This window comes from Streptomyces sp. NPDC001027 (genome assembly GCF_040299045.1).
In the GTDB taxonomy this organism is placed as follows: domain Bacteria; phylum Actinomycetota; class Actinomycetes; order Streptomycetales; family Streptomycetaceae; genus Streptomyces.
The window spans coordinates 1-20,427 of record NZ_JBEPBI010000143.1 but is presented as its reverse complement, the minus strand read 5'-3'; the positions used below and the strand labels follow the sequence as shown (position 1 = coordinate 20,427).

17 protein-coding genes are annotated in these 20,427 nt (G+C 71.5%); 11 read left to right on the top strand and 6 right to left on the bottom strand.

Annotated features, from left to right (window positions below):
- Positions 1-127: 127 nt before the first annotated feature.
- The 4 genes from ABT300_RS29490 to ABT300_RS29475 all read right to left on the bottom strand — a co-directional run bounded on the left by ABT300_RS29490 (position 128) and on the right by ABT300_RS29475 (position 5,054).
- Positions 128-469 (bottom strand): DoxX family protein, encoded by a 342-nt coding sequence (locus ABT300_RS29490; protein ID WP_351681869.1) that lies wholly within the window; start codon positions 467-469, stop codon positions 128-130.
- A 100-nt stretch (positions 470-569) separates the two neighbouring features.
- Positions 570-1,295 (bottom strand): class I SAM-dependent methyltransferase, encoded by a 726-nt coding sequence (locus ABT300_RS29485; RefSeq protein WP_351681867.1) that lies wholly within the window; start codon positions 1,293-1,295, stop codon positions 570-572.
- A 189-nt stretch (positions 1,296-1,484) separates the two neighbouring features.
- The gene (locus ABT300_RS29480) at positions 1,485-4,010 is read right to left on the bottom strand and encodes an ATP-binding SpoIIE family protein phosphatase (protein WP_351681865.1); all 2,526 of its coding nucleotides are present in this window, start codon (positions 4,008-4,010) and stop codon (positions 1,485-1,487) included.
- Positions 4,011-4,610: 600 nt separating this feature from the next.
- Entirely contained in the window at positions 4,611-5,054 is a 444-nt protein-coding gene (locus tag ABT300_RS29475; protein ID WP_351681862.1) for an SRPBCC family protein, read from the bottom strand.
- A 200-nt stretch (positions 5,055-5,254) separates the two neighbouring features.
- On the opposite strand from ABT300_RS29475, the gene ABT300_RS29470 reads away from it, so the two are divergent.
- On the top strand, positions 5,255-6,298 hold the full coding sequence (locus ABT300_RS29470) for an Rv2578c family radical SAM protein (protein ID WP_351681860.1): 1,044 nt from the start codon (positions 5,255-5,257) through the stop codon (positions 6,296-6,298).
- 135 nt (positions 6,299-6,433) lie between these two features.
- Entirely contained in the window at positions 6,434-8,011 is a 1,578-nt protein-coding gene (locus ABT300_RS29465) for an alpha/beta hydrolase (RefSeq protein WP_351681858.1), read from the top strand.
- A 143-nt stretch (positions 8,012-8,154) separates the two neighbouring features.
- Here ABT300_RS29465 and ABT300_RS29460 read toward each other — a convergent pair whose 3' ends face one another.
- The gene (locus ABT300_RS29460; protein WP_351681856.1) at positions 8,155-8,730 is read right to left on the bottom strand and encodes an adenylosuccinate lyase; all 576 of its coding nucleotides are present in this window, start codon (positions 8,728-8,730) and stop codon (positions 8,155-8,157) included.
- A gap of 387 nt (positions 8,731-9,117) precedes the next feature.
- Here ABT300_RS29460 and ABT300_RS29455 point away from each other — a divergent pair, with 387 nt between their 5' ends.
- From ABT300_RS29455 to pssA, 9 genes are all read left to right on the top strand, one after another.
- Positions 9,118-10,923 (top strand): 3-hydroxyacyl-CoA dehydrogenase family protein, encoded by a 1,806-nt coding sequence (locus tag ABT300_RS29455; protein WP_351681853.1) that lies wholly within the window; start codon positions 9,118-9,120, stop codon positions 10,921-10,923.
- A gap of 136 nt (positions 10,924-11,059) precedes the next feature.
- A complete protein-coding gene (locus tag ABT300_RS29450) occupies positions 11,060-11,878 on the top strand; it encodes a TetR family transcriptional regulator (RefSeq protein ID WP_351681851.1) in 819 nt (272 codons plus the stop codon).
- A gap of 416 nt (positions 11,879-12,294) precedes the next feature.
- Positions 12,295-13,632 (top strand): crotonyl-CoA carboxylase/reductase, encoded by a 1,338-nt coding sequence (ccrA, locus tag ABT300_RS29445; protein WP_351681872.1) that lies wholly within the window; start codon positions 12,295-12,297, stop codon positions 13,630-13,632.
- Positions 13,633-13,649: 17 nt separating this feature from the next.
- Entirely contained in the window at positions 13,650-15,698 is a 2,049-nt protein-coding gene (locus ABT300_RS29440) for an ethylmalonyl-CoA mutase (protein ID WP_351681848.1), read from the top strand.
- On the top strand, positions 15,695-16,708 hold the full coding sequence (locus tag ABT300_RS29435) for an HpcH/HpaI aldolase/citrate lyase family protein (RefSeq protein WP_351681845.1): 1,014 nt from the start codon (positions 15,695-15,697) through the stop codon (positions 16,706-16,708). The genes ABT300_RS29440 and ABT300_RS29435 overlap by 4 nt, the downstream gene beginning before the upstream one ends.
- Positions 16,709-16,712: 4 nt before the next feature.
- The gene (locus ABT300_RS29430) at positions 16,713-17,219 is read left to right on the top strand and encodes a MaoC family dehydratase (protein WP_351681843.1); all 507 of its coding nucleotides are present in this window, start codon (positions 16,713-16,715) and stop codon (positions 17,217-17,219) included.
- A 3-nt stretch (positions 17,220-17,222) separates the two neighbouring features.
- On the top strand, positions 17,223-18,428 hold the full coding sequence (locus ABT300_RS29425) for an acyl-CoA dehydrogenase family protein (protein WP_351681839.1): 1,206 nt from the start codon (positions 17,223-17,225) through the stop codon (positions 18,426-18,428).
- A gap of 170 nt (positions 18,429-18,598) precedes the next feature.
- Complete coding sequence (locus ABT300_RS29420; protein WP_057582234.1) at positions 18,599-19,255, top strand: phosphatidylserine decarboxylase; 657 nt, start codon at positions 18,599-18,601, stop codon at positions 19,253-19,255.
- 22 nt (positions 19,256-19,277) lie between these two features.
- Positions 19,278-20,096 carry a CDP-diacylglycerol--serine O-phosphatidyltransferase gene (gene pssA, locus ABT300_RS29415; protein WP_319277877.1) on the top strand — a complete coding sequence of 273 codons (819 nt, stop codon included), beginning with the start codon at positions 19,278-19,280 and terminating at the stop codon, positions 20,094-20,096.
- Positions 20,097-20,227: 131 nt separating this feature from the next.
- Here pssA and ABT300_RS29410 read toward each other — a convergent pair.
- Positions 20,228-20,427: glycerate kinase (locus tag ABT300_RS29410; protein WP_351681836.1), on the bottom strand; the 200-nt coding region annotated here is incomplete at its 5' end.

The window sequence follows — 20,427 nt, the reverse complement described above, 5'->3', positions numbered from 1 at the left end:
TTTTTGGTTGGGTGTGTGTTTTACTGCGGGGGCCTCTACCTATCGCGGCCACCCCCCCCCCCCCCCTCCCCGAGGGCCGCGGCCGCGGGGGGGGGGCGGGGCGGGGCGCCCCCCCCCTCGCGCGGGGTCAGAACGCCAGGATCAGCGAGGCCGCCGCCGGCGCCGCGTACAGCAGCGGGAACGGCACGTGCGAGAACCAGCGGGCCCGCAGCACGGTGACCGCCGCCCCGAGGAAGTACAGGACGAGTCCGGCCGCGGCGGCGACGCCAACCCCGGGCACGAACAGTCCGGCCAGCAGACCGGCCGCTCCGGCGGCCTTGGCCGCGCCGAGCCAGGGCGCCCAGGCGCGCGGCACCCCGTAGTCGGCCAACGGCTTCAGCACCCACTCGGCGCCGAGCAGGACCGAGGCGGCCGAGAAGCCCGCCATGGCTGCGGCGACGACGGTGACGACGACATAGGCAGTGGACATTTCAACAGCTCCTCTTGGGGTTCCTTGTGCTCCTCACCCCTCTGACACCGCCCGCGGCGGGGATGTGACAGCACGAGAGGCCGCTGCCATGTGAAGGCGGTCACATGCTCCGGGCGGCCACCAGCCATCGGGACGGCAGCTCGATCCTGGCGCCGTCGGCGGTGAACTCGGTGGTGATCAGCGGCAGTTCGCCCGACGCCAGCACCATGAGCCCGGCGTCCCGCAGATGGACGGGCACCGCGTCGTCGGCGACCTCGCCGGGGGCGATGCCGTGCCGGAGGACGGGCGCGAGCTTCGGCGGCGGACCGGACGGACTCTGCGCCAGCGCGCCGAGGACGGAACGCGCGGCCTGCGCCGGTTCGACGAGGAAGACCCGGCCGCGCTCCCCCGCCAGCGCGGCGATGCCGTCCACCAGGGGCTGCCGGTCGGCGGGCTCGCAACTGTGCAGAACCCCCCGCACATAGACGTGGGCGTCACCGAGTTCGGCGTGCAGCGCCTCGGCGGCGGCCCGGTCGGTCGCGTCCAGCTCCCGGTACGCGGCCTGCCCGGCGGGGTCGGCGCGCCGCGCGTGGTCGAGGGCGGCGGCGGACAGGTCGGCGCCGATCACCCGCGGGAAACGCTCCGCGAGATACCTGGTCTGGGTGCCGTTGCCGCAGCCGAGGTCCACCAACGCCAGCTCCTGGTCCAGGAGATGGGGCTCGAAGAGGGCGAGGTGGAGCGCGGCGGTGACCTTCGGGTCCGCGTCCCAGAACACCGCGCCCGGCTCCTTCGGGGCCTCCCGCCAGAAGCCCTCCCACGCCTGCCGGTACCGACTCGCCACGCTCATGCCCAACTCCCCTGGGTGCACAGCCGATCCGCCGTAAGCGACGGGCGAGTACGGTCTACCGTCCCCCGTGCGGCCGCGACAAGCACGGTGCGTGTTCCTTCACGCCGCGTGCGCGATCCGCGGGGCGTGGCACACCGCGCCTGCGGCCCCGCTCCCGGTCCCGCTCTCCTGCGCGGGGCCGGGGCGGGTTCAGCGCCGCGGAAGCGTCAGTTCGAACCACACGGACTTGCCCGTGCGCGTGCGGCTGGCGCCCCACTCGCGGGCCAGCGCGCCCACCACGCGCAGTCCCCGCCCGACCTCGTCGCCGGGGCCGGCGCTCAGCAGGGTGGGCAGCTCGTGATCGTCGTCGTCGACCTCGCACAGCAGGGTGTCGCCGCGGACCAGGCGCACGGCCACGGGGCTGCGCCGCGAGTGCCGTACGGCGTTGGTGACGAGCTCGCTCACCAGGAGCTCGGCGGGACCGGCCGACTCGCCGAGCCCCCAGTCGTGCAGCTGCTCGCGGACCGCCGCCCGCGCCCGGCCGACCTCCGACGGGTCGAGGGAGAACCGCCATTCGGCGACGTCGCGCGGGGCGATGCCGCCGAGCCGGGCCATCAGCAGGGCGACGTCGTCCTTGCGGCCGCCCCGGGTGTTGAGGGCGCGGATGATGGTGTCGCAGGCGTCGTCCATCGAGGCGGCCGGATGGGCCGCGGACTCGCACAGGGTCGCCAGACCGACGCCGATGTCCTCGCCCCGCATCTCCACGAGCCCGTCGGTGCACATCACCAGCCGGTCGCCCGGCGACACGCGCACCCGCACCGCCTCGAACGGCACGCCGCCGACGCCGATGGGCGCGCCGGTGGGGAGTTGGAGGAGCTCGCTGCGGCCGTCGGCGGCGCGCACCAGCACGGGCGGGATGTGGCCCGCGTTCGCGAGGTGCAGTTCGCCGGCGATCGGGTCGTACACGGCGTACAGGCAGGTCGCCAGATAGCCGTCGCCGAGCCGCTGGGCGAGGTCGTCGAGGTTGCGCAGCAGTTGCGCGGGCGGCAGGTCCAGGGCGGCCATGGTCTGCACGGCGGTGCGCAACTGGCCCATCATCGCGGCGGAGTTGAGGCCGTGGCCCATGACGTCGCCGACGACGAGGGCGGTGCGCGCGCCGTGCAGCTTCACCGAGTCGAACCAGTCGCCGCCGACCCGCCCCAGCAGGGTGCCCGGCAGATAGCGGGTGGCGATGTCACAGCCCGCCATCCGGCGCGGGATGTGCGGCAGCATGCTGTCCTGGAGGGTCTCGGCGACGGCCTCCTGGTAGGTGTACATGCGGGCGTTGTCGAGCACGAGGCCCGCGCGGGCGGCGAGTTCGGCGCCGGTGGCCCGGTCCATGTCGTTGAACTCGACGCGCTCGGGGTGGCGCAGCAGGATCATGAACCCGAGGACGACGTTACGGGCCTTCAGCGGCACGACCAGCATGGAGCGGCCGGTGATGAGGGGCCGGATGTCGCGCTTGTCGAACTGGGAGGCGACGGCGTGCCCCAGTTGCTCGCTGATGCGCGGCACGAGAACCGGCTCGCCCGTGGTCATGCACTGGAAGAACGGGGTGTGCGCGGGGAACGGCATGGCCTCGCCGACGGGCACGACGTCGTCCCAGCGGCCGGGTTCGTCGGTGTGCTCGAGAGCGACCCGGTGCCACATCGTGGTGGTGTCCGGCACGCCGTCGGGGAAGCCCTCTCCGGCGACGACCTGTTCGCGCAGATAGGTGCCGGCCACGTCGGTGAAGCGCGGCACGACGGCTCTGCTGACCTCGACGATGGTGCGGGAGAGGTCGAGGGAGGTGCCGATCCGCCCGCTGACCTCGTTGAGGAACTCCAGGCGCTCGCGGACGGCGACGTACTCGAGGTCCTCGCCGTCGTCCTCGCTCCGGTCGGGTATCGGCAGCCCTTCGGCGGCGGCGCGGGCGGCGTGCTCGCGCCGCTCCCTGCGCTCCACGCGCCGGGCGACGCCCCAGTCGGGAGTGACGGGCACCCGGTCGTTCTGGCTGAACTCCAGGACGGGATAGCCGAGTTCGAGGATCTGTCCGACGATGCGGGCGCTTTCGCCGACGCTCATGCTGGGCAGGATCTCGGGCAGTCGGCGGGCGAGCTCGTCCGCGCCGGGGAAGTCGGTGTGCACGGCGAAACCGGGCGCGACGCGCTCCACGGTCAGGGGGTTCGCCGCTTCCCCCTCGTGACGCAGGACCGTCGCGTCGGCGGCCAGCACCAGCAGCCGCTGCGTCCCCGGTCCGATCAGCGGGTAGGCCCACCAGAGCACGTCGACGCGGTCCCGCTCCGGCACGGTCAGCCGGGCCCGGCCGGCCGCCGGGTAGCCGAGCCCGCGGTCCAGGGAGGAGTCCAGCCCCGGCCCGAGGCCGTCGTAGGCGCCGTACTCGCTGTAGGCGCCGCCGGGGAAGTCGTCGTAGGGGAGGTCGTCGTCGGGTTCGGGGAGCGCGCCGGCGACGGGCAGCAGATCGATCGCCGGGTGGCCGATCGCCTCGTTCTTGCCGACGCCGAAGAGCCGGCGTGCGCCGGTGCTCCAGTGGGAGACGAGGCCTTCGCGGTCCACGACGACCACCGCCAGCGGGACGCGCCCGGAGTCGAGGGGCGCGTCGCCCTCCGCCCGTGCGGGCTCCCGCCCCGCGCGGTCCGCCGTCTCGCCGCCGGCTCCGCGACGGGGAGGCGCGTCCCTCTCGGTGCCACGGTCCATGGCCCAGGCCCTCTCTCCCCAGAGCTGTGCAAGATCTGTCCCGCAGCACCACCGTACGGCCACGCCGGGGGGCATGTGCGGCAATGGCGGAATTGGTTTCCCCCCGGGGGCGCCGGGGTACGCCGCAGGTCGCGAGGCCGCCGGGGCGGGTCTCGGACCTCGGGGCCGGGTTGCGGATCGCGCTCCGTGCGGCCGCTGGCGGACGGCGGCGACCTCTCGGGTGACCGACGGCGACGGCGGTGCGCTCGCCGCGGGAGAGGCCGGCGGAGCGGGAGGCGGCGTCACCGCCGCGGCGAAGGGGACCGGCCGCACGCGCCGCCGGCCGCGGTCGCCCTCGACGACGGCCGGGCCGGCGGATCCTGCGCCGGAGGCGCTGCCCCGGGCCAGCCCTTCGCAGAAGCGGTCCCGCTCACCTTCCGGTCCTGCTCACGTGCCGGTCCCGCTCACGTGCGGGTCCCTTCGGCGCGCCTGCCGCGCGGTCGCCGCGCGGAGCGGCCGCCGCAGACGGGGCGCGACGGGCACCGCCCCGTCCCGGCCACGAGGACGACCGCCCGAACGGGCGAGGCGTCGTCACCGTGCAGGGAGCGCACGCGTGTCGGGCTACTTCTCGACCTCGGCGGCGAGGTTGGCGAGGATCGCGTCGTAGATGCGGCCGAGGCCCTTGGGGGCGAAGGTCCGCTCGAAGAAGCCGCCGATGCCGCCGGCGCCGTCCCAGGTGGTGGTGACGACGACGCGGGATGCGCCCTCGCCGGCCGGGGTGACGCGCCACACGGTGACCATCGAGGAGTTGCGGTCCTTCTCCACGAGTTCGCCGTCGGTGGGTTCGGTGGCGTCCAGGAGGCAGTCGCGCACCCGCTTGCTGGTGGCCTGGAGCTTCCAGTGGACGAGGGTGCCCTCGCCGTCGCCGCCCTCGCGCACCTCGTACTCGCTGAAGTGCTCGGGCAGCAGCTTCGCGCGCGCGCCGCTGTAGTCGGCGATCGTGTCGAACACCTTCTCCGGGTCTGCCGCGACGACCCGCTCGGTGGTGGCCTCGACCTGCGCCATGGGGTTCCTCCAGGTCCGTGTTGCTCAGGGTTGCTCAGGGTTCTGCGACTTCGGGGCAAGCCAACCACCCCGGTCCTCGGCCGCCCAAATCGGGGGTGCGGCAGCGATCGCGGGGCGATCGGAAAACGCCGCCGAACGCCCTTCGCACGATCATGGGAACACATGTTCTATTGTGGGGGCAGTGCTACCGAGGAGGCGTCATGCGCTGGGAGAACCTCACCGTGGAGACCCGCCACGACCGGCCGGCCGACGCCGCGCTGTTCGGTGCGGACACGGTCACGACCAGGACGTTCGACACGCCCGAGTTCGCCGGCATCACCTTCCACGAGATCCGGGCCCGCTCGATCCTCAACCGGGTGCCGGGCGCCTCCCGGATGCCGTTCGAGTGGACGGTGAACCCCTACCGCGGCTGCACGCACGCATGCGTGTACTGCTTCGCCCGCAAGACGCACGGCTATCTCGACCTCGACACCGGGATCGGCTTCGACACCCAGATCGTCGTCAAGGTCAACGCCGCGGAACTGCTGCGCCGACAGCTGGCCTCGTCCCGCTGGCACGGCGAGCACGTGGCGATGGGCACGAACGTCGACTGCTACCAGCGCGCGGAGGGCCGCTACCGGCTGATGCCGGGCATCCTGGCCGCCCTGCGCGACCGGGCGAACCCCTACTCGATCCTGACCAAGGGCACCCTCATCCTGCGCGACCTGGACCTGCTGCGGCAGTCCGCCGAGGTCACCGAGGTCGGCGTCTCGGTCTCGGTCGGCTTCACCGACACCGAGCTGTGGCGCACGGTCGAGCCGGGCACGCCGGCGCCGGGGCGACGCCTGGACGTGGTGCGGACCCTCGCCGAGCACGGCATCGGCTGCGGCGTGCTGATGGCGCCCGTGATCCCGTTCCTCAGCGACGAACCGGCCCAACTGCGCGCCACCGTGCGGTCGATCGCGGCCGCCGGAGCCACCTCCGTGACCCCGCTCGCGCTGCATCTGCGCCCCGGCGCCCGCGAGTGGTTCACGGCCTGGCTCGGCCACCACCACCCCCACCTGGTGCGCCGCTACGAACGGCTCTACGCGGACGGCGCCTACGCCCCGAAGTGGTACCAGCGGCGGATCACCCGTCAGGTGCACGAGCTGGCCGAGGAGTACGGCATCGGGCCCACCCGCGCGGGGATGCCCCGCCGGGTCCCGCAGCCGGCGCCGGCCGAGGAGCCGACCGCGTCCGGGCCGACCCAACTGACGCTGATCTGAGCGCGTTCGAGCGCATCCGGCGACCCGAACGGGTGGGCCGACGCCGGAACAGGTTCATCGAGGCGGACTTTCCGGGACGATCCGGCAGGGGCCGTGACCTGCGCGGTCCGACCACCTCCGTCCTGGGAGCGCTCCATGAACCCACGCGCAGCCGCGCTGTGCGCCGCCGTCGCCGTCGTGGCCGCGACGGTCGCGGCCGTGCCCGCCGACGCGAGCCCGGCACAGCCTTCCGCGGCCGCCCCCGCGGCGAAGCTCGCCTGGAAGGGCTGCGGCACCACCGACCAGCCACGGCTCCAGTGCGCCTCGCTGAAGGTTCCGCTCGACCACGCACGGCCCGCCGGCAAGCAGATCACGCTGGCGCTGTCCCGCGTCCCGCACACGGCGAAGACGTATCAGGGCCCGCTGCTGGTCAACCCGGGCGGCCCGGGCGGCCGGGGACTGAGTCTCGCCGGGTTCGTCGCCTCGGCGCTGCCGAAGGCGGTGTCCGCGCAGTACGACGTCATCGGCTTCGACCCGCGCGGGGTGGGCCGGAGCACGCCGGCCCTGAACTGCAAGCCGGGCCACTTCGCCCCCGTCCGGCCGGACTCGGTGCCGCTCACCGAGGCGGTCGAACAGGCCAACCTGACACGCGCCCGGTCCTTCGCCGAGGCCTGCGCCGCGAAGTACGCCGACGTCCTGCCGTACATCGACACGCTCGGCGCGGTGCAGGACATGGACGCCATCCGCGAGGCGGTGGGCGCGCCGCAGCTGAACTACTTCGGCTACTCGTACGGCACCTACCTCGGCGTGGTGTACGCCAGGCTGTACCCGGAGCGGGTGCGGCGTCTGGTGCTGGACTCGGTCGTGGACCCCACCGGCGTCTGGTACGAGGACAACCTCACGCAGGACCTCGCCTTCAACGACCGTCATCGCGCCCTCATGGCGTGGATCGCCAAGCACGACGCGACCTACCGGCTGGGCGCCGATCCCGCCGAGGTCGAGACGAAGTGGTACGCGATGCGGGCGGCCCTCGGCAAGAAGCCGGCCGAGGGCACGGTGGGCGCCTCGGAGCTGGAGGACACCTTCCTGCCCGGCGGCTACTACAACGGCTACTGGCCCCACCTGGCCGAGGCGTTCGCCGCCTACGCCAACGCCGGGAACACAGGCCCGCTGGTCAAGGCGTACAAGAACCTCGCGGCCGTCGACGCCGCCGGGGACAACGGCTACAGCGTCTACACCTCGGTGCAGTGCCGTGACGCCTCCTGGCCGGACGACTGGGACGAGTGGCGCGCGGACAACTGGTCGGCGTACGCGAAGGCGCCGTTCATGACATGGAACAACGCCTGGTACAACGCCCCGTGCGCGTTCTGGCCGACCCGGCCGCGGGGCCCGGTGAACGTGGCCAACGGCTCGCTGCCGCCGGTCCTGCTGTTCCAGGCGACCGACGACGCGGCGACCCCGTTCGAGGGCGGCGCGACAGTCCACGCGCTGCTGCGCGGCTCCAGCCTGGTGGTCGAGGACGGCGGCCAGAACCACGGCATCACGCTGAGCGGCAACTCCTGCCTGGACGAACACCTGGCGGCATACCTGACCGACGGCACGGTGCCGCGCGGGAGCGGCGAGGCCGACGCGGTCTGCGCGGCGCAGCCCGACCCGAAGCCGCTGGGCTCGAAGGTCACCCAGTCCTCGGCCCGCGGCTCGACGCTGCACGGACTGCTGGGCTTCCGCGGCTGAGCGTCCCGCCCGCGCTTCGGCCGGGCCGGCGCGGCGGCCGTCCGGGCGCCCGGGGCCGCCGCCGCGGCGGCGAGGTGGGGAGCCCGCCCGCGCGGCGGGCCCGTTCGGCCGGCCCGGACGCACCGCGCGCCGCGTCCGCGTGCTCAGCGCTGACGGGGGATCCGCGCCAGCGCGTGCACGGCCGCCTCGGCGAGGACCGGGTGCGCGAGGGCGTCGTTCAGCACCGCCCTGGCGCGGTCGTCGCCCAGCGCGCCGAGCCCCTCCACGCAGGCGAGCGCCACCCGCCGGTGGGGGTCGTGCGGCCGCAGCCGGCGCCGCAGCGTCGTGATCAGCGCGGGCACGGACTCGGGCGCGCGCAGCTCCACCAGCAGCCGAACGGGCTGCAGGGCGTAGGCCACGCGCAGTTCGTTGGTGGCGAGGGCGGCGGCCGCGCGGGCGGTGCGCGGGTCGTCGAGGCGGGCCAGCGCATGGGCGGCGGAGGCGCAGCGCGGCGGGTCCCGGTGGTTGAGCAGCAGCACGAGCGCCTCGAAGGCGCGCCGGTCCCCGGCCACCCCCAGCCGGAACGCGGCCAGTTCGCGGGCCCACAGCGGCTGCCCCGGCTCGGTGAGCACCCGCGCCAGCGCGTCGTGGTCGACGGTGACGGCGAGCCGCTCGTGGAGTGCCGTGCCCCCCGACTCAAGCCGTAAGCGCTCCGTGAGCGTTCGCAACTCTTCGTCCATGCGGTCGAGCCTAGGGGCTCGCCGTGGAAGGGAGGTGCATCACAGCCAAAGGGCTGGCGCGCTCGTTACCCACTGGTTAAGCTCATCAGAGCGAGTCACCCACTCGCAGCACCTCCTCGTGGCGGCCTGGTGACGCAGTCGCCGCGAGATGTCGGTTCGGTACCGCGTGTACCGGCTGTACGACCCGGCCACGGGACAGGGCCGGTCGGAATCCCGTTCGTCGGTGGGCGTGTGCACGCCCGCACTTGACGACACCGGGCGTGTGCGCATGCAGCCCGGCAACACACCCGCACTCCTTTTCTCCGCACCCGGTGCGCCCGGCCCTCTCGAGGCCGCCGGCGCACCCGGGGGCGTTCCCAGTCGTCACCTCATTACTGGAGTCCCGCGATGGCCGCTCCCCTGTCCGACACCCCTCTGTCCCCGCTCCAGACGATCGCCGTCATCGGCCTCGGCACGATGGGCTCCGGCATCGCCGAGGTCCTGGCCACGGCCGGCCGCGACGTGATCGGCGTCGACGTCAGCGAGGCCCAGACCGCGCGCGCCGTCGCCGCGCTGGAGGCCTCCACCGCCCGCTCCGTGCAGCGCGGGCGGCTCACCGAGCAGCAGCGCGCGGACGCCCTGGCGCGGGTCCGGGTCTCCGCCGATCTGCGCACCGCGGCCGACGCCGATCTCGTGATCGAGGTCGCGCCGGAGTCGTACGAGGTCAAGCAGCAGATCTTCCGCGAGCTGGACGGGATCGTGCGTCCCGGGACCATCCTCGCCACCGGCACCAACGCGCTCTCCGTGACCCGGCTCGCCGCCGACTCGGCGCACCCGGAGCGGGTGCTGGGGCTGCACTTCTTCAACCCGGCTCCGGCCATGAAGCTGGTCGAGGTCGTCTCCTCGGTGCTGACCGCCCCGGCCGCCGTCACCGCCGTCACCGACCTCGCGCTCGACCTGGGCAAGGAGCCCGTCGCGGTCGGCGACCGGCCCGGGTTCGTCGCCGACGGCCTGCTGTTCGGCTACCTCAACCAGGCCGCCGCGATGTACGAGGCCCGGTACGCCTCCCGCGAGGACATCGACGCGGCGATGCGGCTCGGCTGCGGCCTGCCGATGGGCCCGCTGGCGCTGCTCGACCTGATCGGCGTCGACACCGCCCGTACGGTCCTGGAGGCCATGTACGCCGAGTCCCACGACCGTCTGCACGCGCCCGCGCCGATCCTCAAGCAGCTCAGCGAGGCCGGCCTGACGGGCCGTAAGTCGGGCCGCGGCTTCTACGCCTACGAGGCGCCGGGCAGCGCGAGCGTCGTCCCGGACGCGCTGACCCCGCTGTCGGGCGGGACCGGGGCGGCGGGACGCACGGTCTCCTCGGTCGGCGTCGCCGGCTCCGGCACCATGGCCTCCGGCATCGCCGAGGTGTTCGCCAAGGCCGGCTACGACGTCGTCCTCGCCGCCCGCAGCGAGGAGAAGGCGCAGACCGCCAAGGCCCGCATCGGCAAGTCGCTCGCGCGCTCCGTCGACAAGGGCCGGCTGACCGCCGAGGCCGCCGCGCAGATCCTGGACCGGATCACCCCGGCCGGCTCCTACGACGCCTTCGCCGACGTCGACCTGGCGCTGGAGGCGGTCGCCGAGGACCTCGAGGTCAAGCGGCAGCTCTTCGCGACCCTCGACAAGGTGTGCAAGCCCGGCGCGGTCCTCGCCACGACGACGTCGTCGCTGCCGGTCGTCGCCTGCGCCCGCGCCACCTCGCGGCCGCAGGACGTGATCGGGATGCACTTCTTCAACCCGGCGCCCGCGATGAAGCTGGTCGAGGTCGTCCGCACGGTGCTGACGGCCGAGGACGTCCACGCGACGGTCCGCGAGGTGTGCGCGCGGATCAAGAAGCACGCCGTCGACTGCGGGGACCGGGCGGGGTTCATCGTGAACGCCCTGCTGTTCCCGTACCTCAACAACGCGATCAAGATGGTGCAGGAGCACTACGCGACCCTGGACGACATCGACGCCGCGATGAAGCTGGGCGGCGGCTACCCGATGGGTCCCTTCGAACTGCTGGACGTCGTCGGGCTGGACGTCTCCCTGGCCATCGAGAAGGTCCTGCACCGCGAGTTCCGCGACCCGGGGCTGGCGCCGGCGCCGCTGCTGGAGCACCTGGTGGCCGCGGGCTGCCTCGGCCGCAAGACCGGCCGCGGCTTCCGCGAATATGCCCGCCGCTGACGGCGCCGGCGACTGGTTCCGAGCGACAAAGGACTGGGGCGGCCTGCTCGATCCGACGGGCCCGCCCCCGCCCGCCTCAGGCGGGGGGAACCCCGGACACGCGCACCGAGCTGCGCACATGCAGTACGTTCGGGTCATGTCCCAGCCCGCCAGGTCCTCACGTACACCAGCCACGCCCGACGCGCCGGAGAGCGCCGCAGGCAGCCGCGCGGCCGCCCAGCGGCTCAAGATGCGCCGAGAACTGGCGGCCGCGGCCATGGAGCTGTTCTCGACCAAGGGGTACGAGGCGACCACCGTCGACGAGATCGCGGCGGCGGCCGGCGTCGCCCGCCGCACCTTCTTCCGTCACTTCCGCTCGAAGGAAGAGGCGATCTTCCCCGACCACGACGACACCCTGATCCGGGCGGAGGCCGTGCTGAACGCGGCGCCCGCGCACGAGCACCCGCTGGACACGGTGTGCCGGGGCATCAAGGAGGTCATGCGGATGTACGCGGCGCGTCCGGAGATCTCGGTCGCCCGCTACCAGCTCACGCGTGAGGTGCCCACCCTGCGCGAGGCGGAGATCGCGTCGGTGGCCCGCTACGAGCGGCTGTTCACCCGCTATCTCCTCGGCCACTTCGACGAGCACGCGCACGACGACGACGCCAACGACGACCCGCTGCTCGCCGAGGTCGCCGCCTCGGCGGTGGTCACCGCCCACAACCACGTCCTGCGGCGCTGGCTGAGGGCCGGCGGCCAGGGCGACGTCGAGAGCCAGCTCGACCACGCCTTCGCCATCGTGCGCAAGACGTTCGGGACAGGCATCGGAGCCGGTCGCGGCAGCGCCGGCGCCCCGCAGCCGGTCGCGGCGGCGGTCTCCTCCGCCCAGGGCGAGGTGCTGGTGACCGTGGCCCGGACCGACGCGCCGCTGGACGAGGTCATGCGGACCATCGAGCAGGCGCTCAAGGAGCGCTGAGCCCTCCGCGTCCGCTGTGATGACGGCCACCCTTCGGGGTGGCCGTTTTGGCATGTCAGCGCACCTTTTCCCGCGGAATTCCCGCGCCGTTCGATCGATCATCGCTCATCTGTTACGTAAAGATTTCAGGTGAGAGGAAGTTCTGGCACTCAGTGCCTTGCGAGGTGACACGCGGTGTCATACGTTGAAGGAGTCCGGGCGGCCGGCGTGCAGAGACCATGCGTACGCCGGCTGTCCCCGCAACCGCACGGATTGCGCGCCCGGACGCCTGCGTCACAGGCAACCTCCCGCGCCACAAAGCGCTGCCGGACCACACCCGCCGAACCGACGGCACTTCCCCGAACCCTCAGCAGCACCGACGCAAACCCCAGCGCCCCTCCCTCAGGGCGCTCACCGCCGGAGGCAACACCGTGACCATGAACAAGATCCTGGACGCGATCCAGTCGCCGGAGTCCACCCCGGACGACTTCGCCGCTCTGCCGCTCCCCGAGTCCTACCGCGCGATCACCGTGCACAAGGACGAGGCGGAGATGTTCGCGGGCCTGGAGACCCGCGACAAGGACCCGCGCAAGTCCCTCCACCTGGACGAGGTGGCCCTGCCCGAGCTCGGCCCGGGCGAGGCCCTGGTGGCCGTCATGGCCTCCTCGGTCAACTACAACTCCGTGTGGACCTCGATCTTCGAGCCGGTGTCGACGTTCTCCTTCCTGGAGCGCTACGGCCGCCTCAGCGAGCTCACCAAGCGGCACGACCTGCCGTACCACGTCATCGGCTCCGACCTCGCGGGCGTCGTGCTGCGCACCGGCCCGGGCGTCAACTCCTGGAAGCCGGGCGACGAGGTCGTCGCGCACTGTCTCTCCGTCGAGCTGGAGTCCTCGGACGGGCACAACGACACGATGCTCGACCCCGAGCAGCGCATCTGGGGCTTCGAGACCAACTTCGGCGGCCTCGCGGAGATCGCCCTGGTCAAGTCCAACCAGCTGATGCCGAAGCCGGACCACCTGAGCTGGGAGGAGGCGGCGGCCCCCGGCCTCGTCAACTCCACCGCCTACCGGCAGCTGGTCTCCCGCAACGGCGCCGGCATGAAGCAGGGCGACAACGTCCTGATCTGGGGCGCCAGCGGCGGACTCGGCAGCTACGCCACGCAGTTCGCGCTGGCCGGCGGCGCCAACCCGATCTGCGTCGTCTCCTCGGCGCAGAAGGCGGAGATCTGCCGCTCCATGGGCGCCGAGGCGATCATCGACCGCACCGCCGAGGACTACCGGTTCTGGAAGGACGAGAACACCCAGGACCCCAAGGAGTGGAAGCGCTTCGGCAAGCGCATCCGCGAGCTCACCGGCGGCGAGGACATCGACATCGTCTTCGAGCACCCGGGACGCGAGACCTTCGGCGCCTCCGTGTACGTCACCCGCAAGGGCGGCACCATCACCACCTGCGCCTCGACCTCGGGCTACATGCACCAGTACGACAACCGCTACCTGTGGATGTCGCTGAAGCGGATCATCGGCTCGCACTTCGCCAACTACCGCGAGGCCTGGGAGGCCAACCGGCTGATCGCGAAGGGCAGGATCCACCCGACGCTGTCGAAGGTCTACTCCCTGGAGGAGACCGGCCAGGCCGCCTACGACGTGCACCGCAACCTCCACCAGGGCAAGGTCGGCGTCCTCGCGCTGGCCCCCCAGGAGGGCCTGGGCGTGCGCGACGAGGCCAAGCGCGCCCAGCACATCGACGCCATCAACCGCTTCCGCAACATCTGAGACACCCGGGGTCATAGATGACTGAGCGTCAGCCCGCCGAAGGACTGCGGGAGAAGGACCGGCCGTGGCTCATGCGCACGTACGCCGGTCACTCCACGGCCGAGGCGTCCAACGAGCTGTACCGGCGCAACCTCGCCAAGGGGCAGACGGGTCTGTCGGTCGCGTTCGACCTGCCCACCCAGACCGGCTACGACTCCGACCACGTCCTCGCCCGCGGCGAGGTCGGCCGGGTCGGCGTGCCGGTGGCCCATCTCGGCGACATGCGCAGGCTGTTCCAGGACATCCCCCTGGAGCAGATGAACACCTCGATGACGATCAACGCCACCGCCATGTGGCTGCTGGCGCTCTACCAGGTCGTCGCCGAGGAGCAGGGCGCGGACGTCACCCTGCTCCAGGGCACGACCCAGAACGACATCGTCAAGGAGTACCTCTCCCGCGGGACGCACGTCTTCCCGCCGGGGCCGAGCCTGCGACTGACGACCGACATGATCGCGTACACCGTCTCCCACATGCCGAAGTGGAACCCGATCAACATCTGCAGCTACCACCTGCAGGAGGCCGGGGCCACGCCGGTGCAGGAGATCGCGTACGCGATGTCCACGGCGATCGCCGTGCTGGACGCCGTCCGGGACTCCGGGCAGGTGCCGGCCGAGAAGTTCGGCGACGTCGTCGCCCGCATCTCCTTCTTCGTGAACGCGGGCGTCCGCTTCATCGAGGAAATGTGCAAGATGCGCGCCTTCGGCCGCATCTGGGACCAGATCACCCGCGAGCGCTACGGCATCGAGAACCCCAAGCAGCGCCGCTTCCGCTACGGCGTCCAGGTCAACTCCCTGGGCCTGACGGAGGCGCAGCCGGAGAACAACGTCCAGCGCATCGTGCTGGAGATGCTCGCCGTGACGCTGTCGAAGGACGCCCGCGCGCGTGCCGTGCAGCTGCCCGCCTGGAACGAGGCGCTGGGCCTGCCCCGGCCCTGGGACCAGCAGTGGAGCCTGCGCATCCAGCAGGTCCTCGCCCTGGAGAGCGACCTGCTGGAGTACGAGGACGTCTTCGCGGGCTCGCACGTCGTCGAGGCGAAGGTCGCCGAGCTGGTCGAGGCGTCCCTCGCGGAGATCGAGCGGATCCAGGAGATGGGCGGCGCGATGGCCGCCGTCGAGTCCGGCTACCTCAAGTCGCAGCTGGTCTCCTCGCACGCGGAGCGGCGCGCCCGCATCGAGTCGGGCGAGGAGAAGATCATCGGGGTCAACGTCTTCCGGACGACCGAGCCCAACCCGCTGACCGCCGACCTCGACACCGCGATCCAGACGGTCGACCCGGCGATCGAGGCCCGTGTCGTCGCCTCCCTGGAGAACTGGCGCGACACGCGGTACCAGCCGCCCTTCAACCACCCGCGTCCGTGCAAGGCGCTGGAGAAGCTGAAGGAGGCCGCCAAGGGCACCGCCAACCTCATGGAGGCGACCCTGGAGTGCGCCCGCGCCGGCGTCACCACCGGCGAGTGGGCCGGGGCGCTGCGCGAGGTGTTCGGCGAGTTCCGGGCGCCGACCGGAGTGTCGTCGGCGCCGGTGGCGGTCCCCGCGGAGGAGGGCTCGGCCATGGCCGACGTCCGCCGCAGGGTCGACCAGACCGCGAAGGACATGGGCGTCGGCAAGCTGCGCTTCCTGGTCGGCAAGCCCGGCCTGGACGGGCACTCCAACGGCGCCGAGCAGATCGCCGTGCGGGCCCGCGACGCCGGCTTCGAGGTGGTCTACCAGGGCATCCGGCTGACGCCCGAGCAGATCGTGGACGCGGCCCTCGAGGAGGACGTGCACGCCGTGGGCCTGTCCATCCTCTCCGGATCGCACGCCCAACTGGTGCCGGACGTCCTCGAACGGCTGCGTGTGGCCGGTGCCACAGACATCCCGGTGATCGCCGGTGGCATCATCCCGAATGGAGACGCCGAGCAGCTCAGGGCCGCCGGCGTGGCCGCGGTCTTCACCCCGAAGGACTTCGACATCACCGGAATCATCGGCCGCATCGTCGACGAGATCCGCAAAGCGAACAAGCTCGACCCCCTGGAGGTCCCCGCATGACCGCCCACCCGTCGCCCACCACCGCCCTTTCGACGAGCGGCTCCGCCGCACGCCCTCTCGACCGTCTTCGTCCGCGGCGCTCCTGTCTCGCCGTTCCGGGCAGCAACCCCCGCTTCCTGGAGAAGGCGCAGGGTCTGCCGGCGGACCAGGTCTTCCTGGACCTCGAGGACGCGTGCGCGCCGCTCGCCAAGCCCGAGGCCCGTCACACCATCGTCAAGTTCCTCAACGAGGGCGACTGGACGGGCAAGACGCGGGTCGTGCGCGTCAACGACTGGACGACCGAGTGGACCTACCGCGACGTCGTGACGGTGGTCGAGGGCGCGGGCCCGAACCTCGACTGCATCATGCTGCCGAAGGTGCAGAGCGCCCAGCAGATCGTCGCCCTCGACCTGCTGCTGACGCAGATCGAGAAGACCATGGGCTTCGAGGTCGGCCGCATCGGCATCGAGGCGCAGATCGAGAACGCCCAGGGCCTCAACAACGTCAACGAGATCGCGCAGGCCTCCTCGCGCGTCGAGACGATCATCTTCGGCCCGGCCGACTTCATGGCGTCGATCAACATGAAGTCGCTGGTCGTGGGCGAGCAGCCGCCCGGCTACCCGGCGGACGCCTACCACTACATCCTGATGAAGATCCTGATGGCCGCCCGCGCCAACGACCTCCAGGCGATCGACGGTCCCTACCTGCAGATCCGCAACGTCGAGGGCTACCGCGAGGTCGCCGGGCGTGCCGCGGCCCTCGGCTTCGACGGCAAGTGGGTGCTGCACCCGGGCCAGGTCGAGGCGTCCAACGAGATCTTCTCGCCGTCGCAGGAGGACTTCGACCACGCCGAGCTGATCCTGGACGCGTACGACTACTACACGTCCGAGGCGGGCGGCAAGAAGGGCTCGGCGATGCTCGGCGACGAGATGATCGACGAGGCCAGCCGCAAGATGGCGCTGGTCATCTCCGGCAAGGGCCGTGCGGCCGGCATGCAGCGCACCGGCAAGTTCGAGATCCCGGAGGCCTGACGCCATGCAGTTCGGACGCACCTACGAGGAGTTCGAGGTCGGGGCGACGTACAAGCACTGGCCGGGAAAGACGGTCACGGAGTACGACGACCACCTGTTCTGCCTCCTCACCATGAACCACCACCCGCTCCACATGGACGCGAACTACGCCGAGAAGACCACCGACTTCGGCAAGAACGTCGTCGTGGGCAACTACATCTACTCGCTGCTGCTCGGCATGTCCGTGCCGGACGTCTCCGGCAAGGCGATCGCCAACCTGGAGATCGAGTCGCTGCGGCACGTGGCGCCGACCTTCCACGGCGACACGCTGTACGGCCAGACGACCGTGCTGGACAAGTGGCCGTCGAAGTCGAAGGACGACCGCGGCATCGTCTACGTCGAGACCAAGGGCTACAAGCAGGACGGCACGCTCGTCTGCGTGTTCCGCCGCAAGGTGATGGTGCCGACCGAGACGTACATCAAGGAGCGCGGCGGCGAGCAGCCCGGCCGCCCGGAACTTCAGGAAGGCTGATCGATGGCCCGCCTCGCCCAGACCGCCGGTCTGACCGACGTCCAGCAGGAGATCCTCTCCACCGTCCGCGACTTCGTGGACAAGGAGATCATCCCGGTCGCCACCGAGCTGGAGCACCGCGACGAGTACCCGCAGCAGATCGTCGACGGCCTCAAGGAGTTGGGCCTGTTCGGTCTGATGATCCCCGAGGAGTACGGCGGTCTGGGCGAGTCGCTCCTCACCTACGCCCTGTGCGTCGAGGAGATCGCCCGCGGCTGGATGTCGGTGTCCGGCATCGTCAACACCCACTTCATCGTGGCGTACATGCTCAAGCAGCACGGCACGCAGGAGCAGAAGGACCGCTACCTGCCGCGGATGGCGGCCGGCGACGTCCGGGGCGCGTTCTCGATGTCGGAGCCGGGTCTCGGCTCGGACGTGTCGGCGATCACGTCGAAGGCGGTGAAGGAGGGCGACGAGTACGTCCTCAACGGCCAGAAGATGTGGCTGACGAACGGCGGTACGTCGTCTTTGGTGGCCGTTCTCGTGCGAAGTGACGAAGGACACCCCGAGGGCACGGCCCCCCACAAGTCGATGACGACCTTCCTCATCGAGAAGCAGCCCGGCTTCGGCGAGGTCCGCCCCGGCCTGACCATCCCGGGCAAGATCGACAAGATGGGCTACAAGGGCGTCGACACCACCGAGCTCATCATGGACGGCCTGCGGCTTTCCGCCGATCAGGTGCTCGGCGGGGCCACCGGGCGCGGTTTTTACCAAATGATGGACGGCGTCGAGGTCGGGCGCGTCAACGTCGCGGCGCGTGGCTGCGGCGTCGCACAGCGTGCCTTCGAACTCGGCGTCCGGTACGCCCAGCAGCGCCACACCTTCGGCAAGCAGATCGCCCAGCACCAGGCGATTCAGTTCAAGCTGGCCGAGATGGCTACCAAGGTCGAGGCCGCGCATGCGATGATGGTGAACGCCGCACGCAAAAAGGACTCCGGAGAACGAAACGACCTCGAGGCAGGGATGGCGAAGTACCTCGCCTCCGAGTACTGCAAGGAGGTCGTGGAGGACTCCTTCCGTATCCATGGCGGCTACGGCTTCTCCAAGGAGTACGAGATCGAGCGCCTCTACCGGGAGGCCCCGATGTTGCTGATCGGTGAAGGCACTGCCGAAATCCAGAAAATGATCATCGGGCGCCGGTTGCTCGAGGAGTATCGGTTCCAGGGCTGATTGTCCGGGTTGGGGGTGTTTTCTTCGAGAAGAAGATCACACCCCGTCAACTTCCCTGTGCCGTCGACTCGGCTTCCTGACTTACCCAGTTGTGGCCCCGAACCGCTACGATCGCGGAAAGCCGCCGTCCCCCCGTCGAAGCGCGGCATCATCCGCTACGAAGGTCATCCATGCCCCACAGCCAAACCTCTGCACACCGCGACAGCCTGGTAGGCGCACGCCTCGCGCGCGGAGCATCGCCGTGGCTTCTGCCGACCGTCGCCACCGCAGCCGTCAGTCTTCTGCGCGCCCGCCGTTCGGGCGCGGCCAAGGCCGTCGCCGTGCCCGCCACCGCTCTCGCGGCGGGCATGCTGTGGTTCTTCCGCGACCCCGAGCGAGAGATCGCGGAGGGCCGGGTCATCTCCCCCGCCGACGGTGTGGTGCAGAGCATCATGCCGTGGAAGGACGGGCGCACCCGGGTCGCGATCTTCATGAGCCCGCTCAACGTCCACGTCAACCGCGCGCCGCTGGCCGGCACCGTGACGTCGGTCGAGCACATCCCCGGCGGATTCGTGCCGGCGTTCAACAAGGAGAGCGAGAACAACGAGCGCGTCGTCTGGCACTTCGACACCGAGCTCGGTGACATCGAGATGATCCAGATCGCCGGAGCCGTGGCCCGCCGCATCGTCCCCTACATCCCCGAGGGCACGAAGGTCGAGCAGGGCGAGCGGATCGGCCTGATCCGCTTCGGCTCGCGCGTCGACATCTACCTGCCCGAGGGCGTGGACGTCGCGGTCGAGGTGGGGCAGAAGACCGTGGCAGGGGTGACTCGCATTGACCGTGATTGACCCGGAGACCCAGGCGGGCTGGGTGCCCGAGGCCGACGAGGTGGACGACGAGGAGGAGATGCCGCTCTCCCTGCGTCTGTCGATAGCGGACACGCTCACCCTCGGCAACGCCACGTGCGGCTTCATGGCGGTGTACTTCACCACCACCGGCATCCTGATCCCGCACCTCACCGGCAGCCAGGAATCCGGCATGGCCCGCCACAGCGCGGCCACGGCGGTCATCCTGATGCTCTGCGCGGCGATCTTCGACCTCTTCGACGGTCTGGTCGCGCGCAAGCTGCGCTCCTCCCCGATGGGCGCGGAGCTGGACAACCTGTCGGACCTGATCAGCTTCGGTCTGGCGCCGGCGTACTTCGTCCTGGTCTACGGCATGGTCGCCGACGACGCCCACCAGCGGGTGGCGGCGGTCGGCGCGATCGTGGTCCTGTTGGCGGTGGTGCTCAGGCTCGCGAGATTCTCGTGCGTCACCGTCAAGGACGGCACCTTCCAGGGCATGCCGTCGCCGTTCGGCGCGCTCACGGTCGTCTCCATCGTGCTGCTCGGCCTGCCGTTCGAGGCGACGCTGATGGCCATCCTGGGCACCGCCTGGCTGATGGTGAGCCGGGTCGAGTACCCGAAGCCGCGCGGCCGCCTCGCCGGCGCGGTGCTCCTGTGGATCGTGCTGTCGATGGGCCTGCTGGCGGCCTGGGCGTTCGACGCGCCGAGCGGTCAGCTCCTGCTCCAGACGGGCTGCGCGCTGCAGCTGGTCATGGGCGCGGTCATCCCGCTGTTCGCCACGGCACGCCGGGTGAACAACTTCCGCGACAACCGGCGCGAGGCCCGCGCGGGGCAGCTGCCGTAGCGCATCCGCGGTCGTACGACGGCGAAGGGCCCGAACCAGACGGTTCGGGCCCTTCGCCGTTTCTGCTGTTCCTGCCGCCGCTGCCTTTCCTGCCGTCGCCGGCGTGGCTGCTGTCGCGCGCGGCCCGGCGGTCAGCTCAGGAAGTCGCGGCCGATCCGCTCGGCGACGCGTTCCAGGATCGGGCCGGCGTCCGCGATGCACGTGGCGACGTCCGGTTCGGCGTCGGTGAGCGGATACGCCCTGCGGATCCCCGCACGTCCCAGCTCCGCCGGCTGCAGCGCGAGGCGGCCGCAGACGGCGACGACGTCCTTGCCGGCGGCCCGGGCGGCCG

Bases quoted from the DNA above. Each gene is read 5' to 3' on its own strand.
- ABT300_RS29490 (WP_351681869.1), bottom strand. From the start codon at position 469: ATGTCCACTGCCTATGTCGTCGTCACCGTCGTCGCCGCAGCCATGGCG.
- ABT300_RS29485 (WP_351681867.1), bottom strand. From the start codon at position 1,295: ATGAGCGTGGCGAGTCGGTACCGGCAGGCGTGGGAGGGCTTCTGGCGG.
- ABT300_RS29480 (WP_351681865.1), bottom strand. From the start codon at position 4,010: ATGGACCGTGGCACCGAGAGGGACGCGCCTCCCCGTCGCGGAGCCGGC.
- ABT300_RS29475 (WP_351681862.1), bottom strand. From the start codon at position 5,054: ATGGCGCAGGTCGAGGCCACCACCGAGCGGGTCGTCGCGGCAGACCCG.
- ABT300_RS29470 (WP_351681860.1), top strand. From the start codon at position 5,255: ATGCGCTGGGAGAACCTCACCGTGGAGACCCGCCACGACCGGCCGGCC.
- ABT300_RS29465 (WP_351681858.1), top strand. From the start codon at position 6,434: ATGAACCCACGCGCAGCCGCGCTGTGCGCCGCCGTCGCCGTCGTGGCC.
- ABT300_RS29460 (WP_351681856.1), bottom strand. From the start codon at position 8,730: ATGGACGAAGAGTTGCGAACGCTCACGGAGCGCTTACGGCTTGAGTCG.
- ABT300_RS29455 (WP_351681853.1), top strand. From the start codon at position 9,118: ATGGCCGCTCCCCTGTCCGACACCCCTCTGTCCCCGCTCCAGACGATC.
- ABT300_RS29450 (WP_351681851.1), top strand. From the start codon at position 11,060: ATGTCCCAGCCCGCCAGGTCCTCACGTACACCAGCCACGCCCGACGCG.
- ccrA (WP_351681872.1), top strand. From the start codon at position 12,295: ATGAACAAGATCCTGGACGCGATCCAGTCGCCGGAGTCCACCCCGGAC.
- ABT300_RS29440 (WP_351681848.1), top strand. From the start codon at position 13,650: ATGACTGAGCGTCAGCCCGCCGAAGGACTGCGGGAGAAGGACCGGCCG.
- ABT300_RS29435 (WP_351681845.1), top strand. From the start codon at position 15,695: ATGACCGCCCACCCGTCGCCCACCACCGCCCTTTCGACGAGCGGCTCC.
- ABT300_RS29430 (WP_351681843.1), top strand. From the start codon at position 16,713: ATGCAGTTCGGACGCACCTACGAGGAGTTCGAGGTCGGGGCGACGTAC.
- ABT300_RS29425 (WP_351681839.1), top strand. From the start codon at position 17,223: ATGGCCCGCCTCGCCCAGACCGCCGGTCTGACCGACGTCCAGCAGGAG.
- ABT300_RS29420 (WP_057582234.1), top strand. From the start codon at position 18,599: ATGCCCCACAGCCAAACCTCTGCACACCGCGACAGCCTGGTAGGCGCA.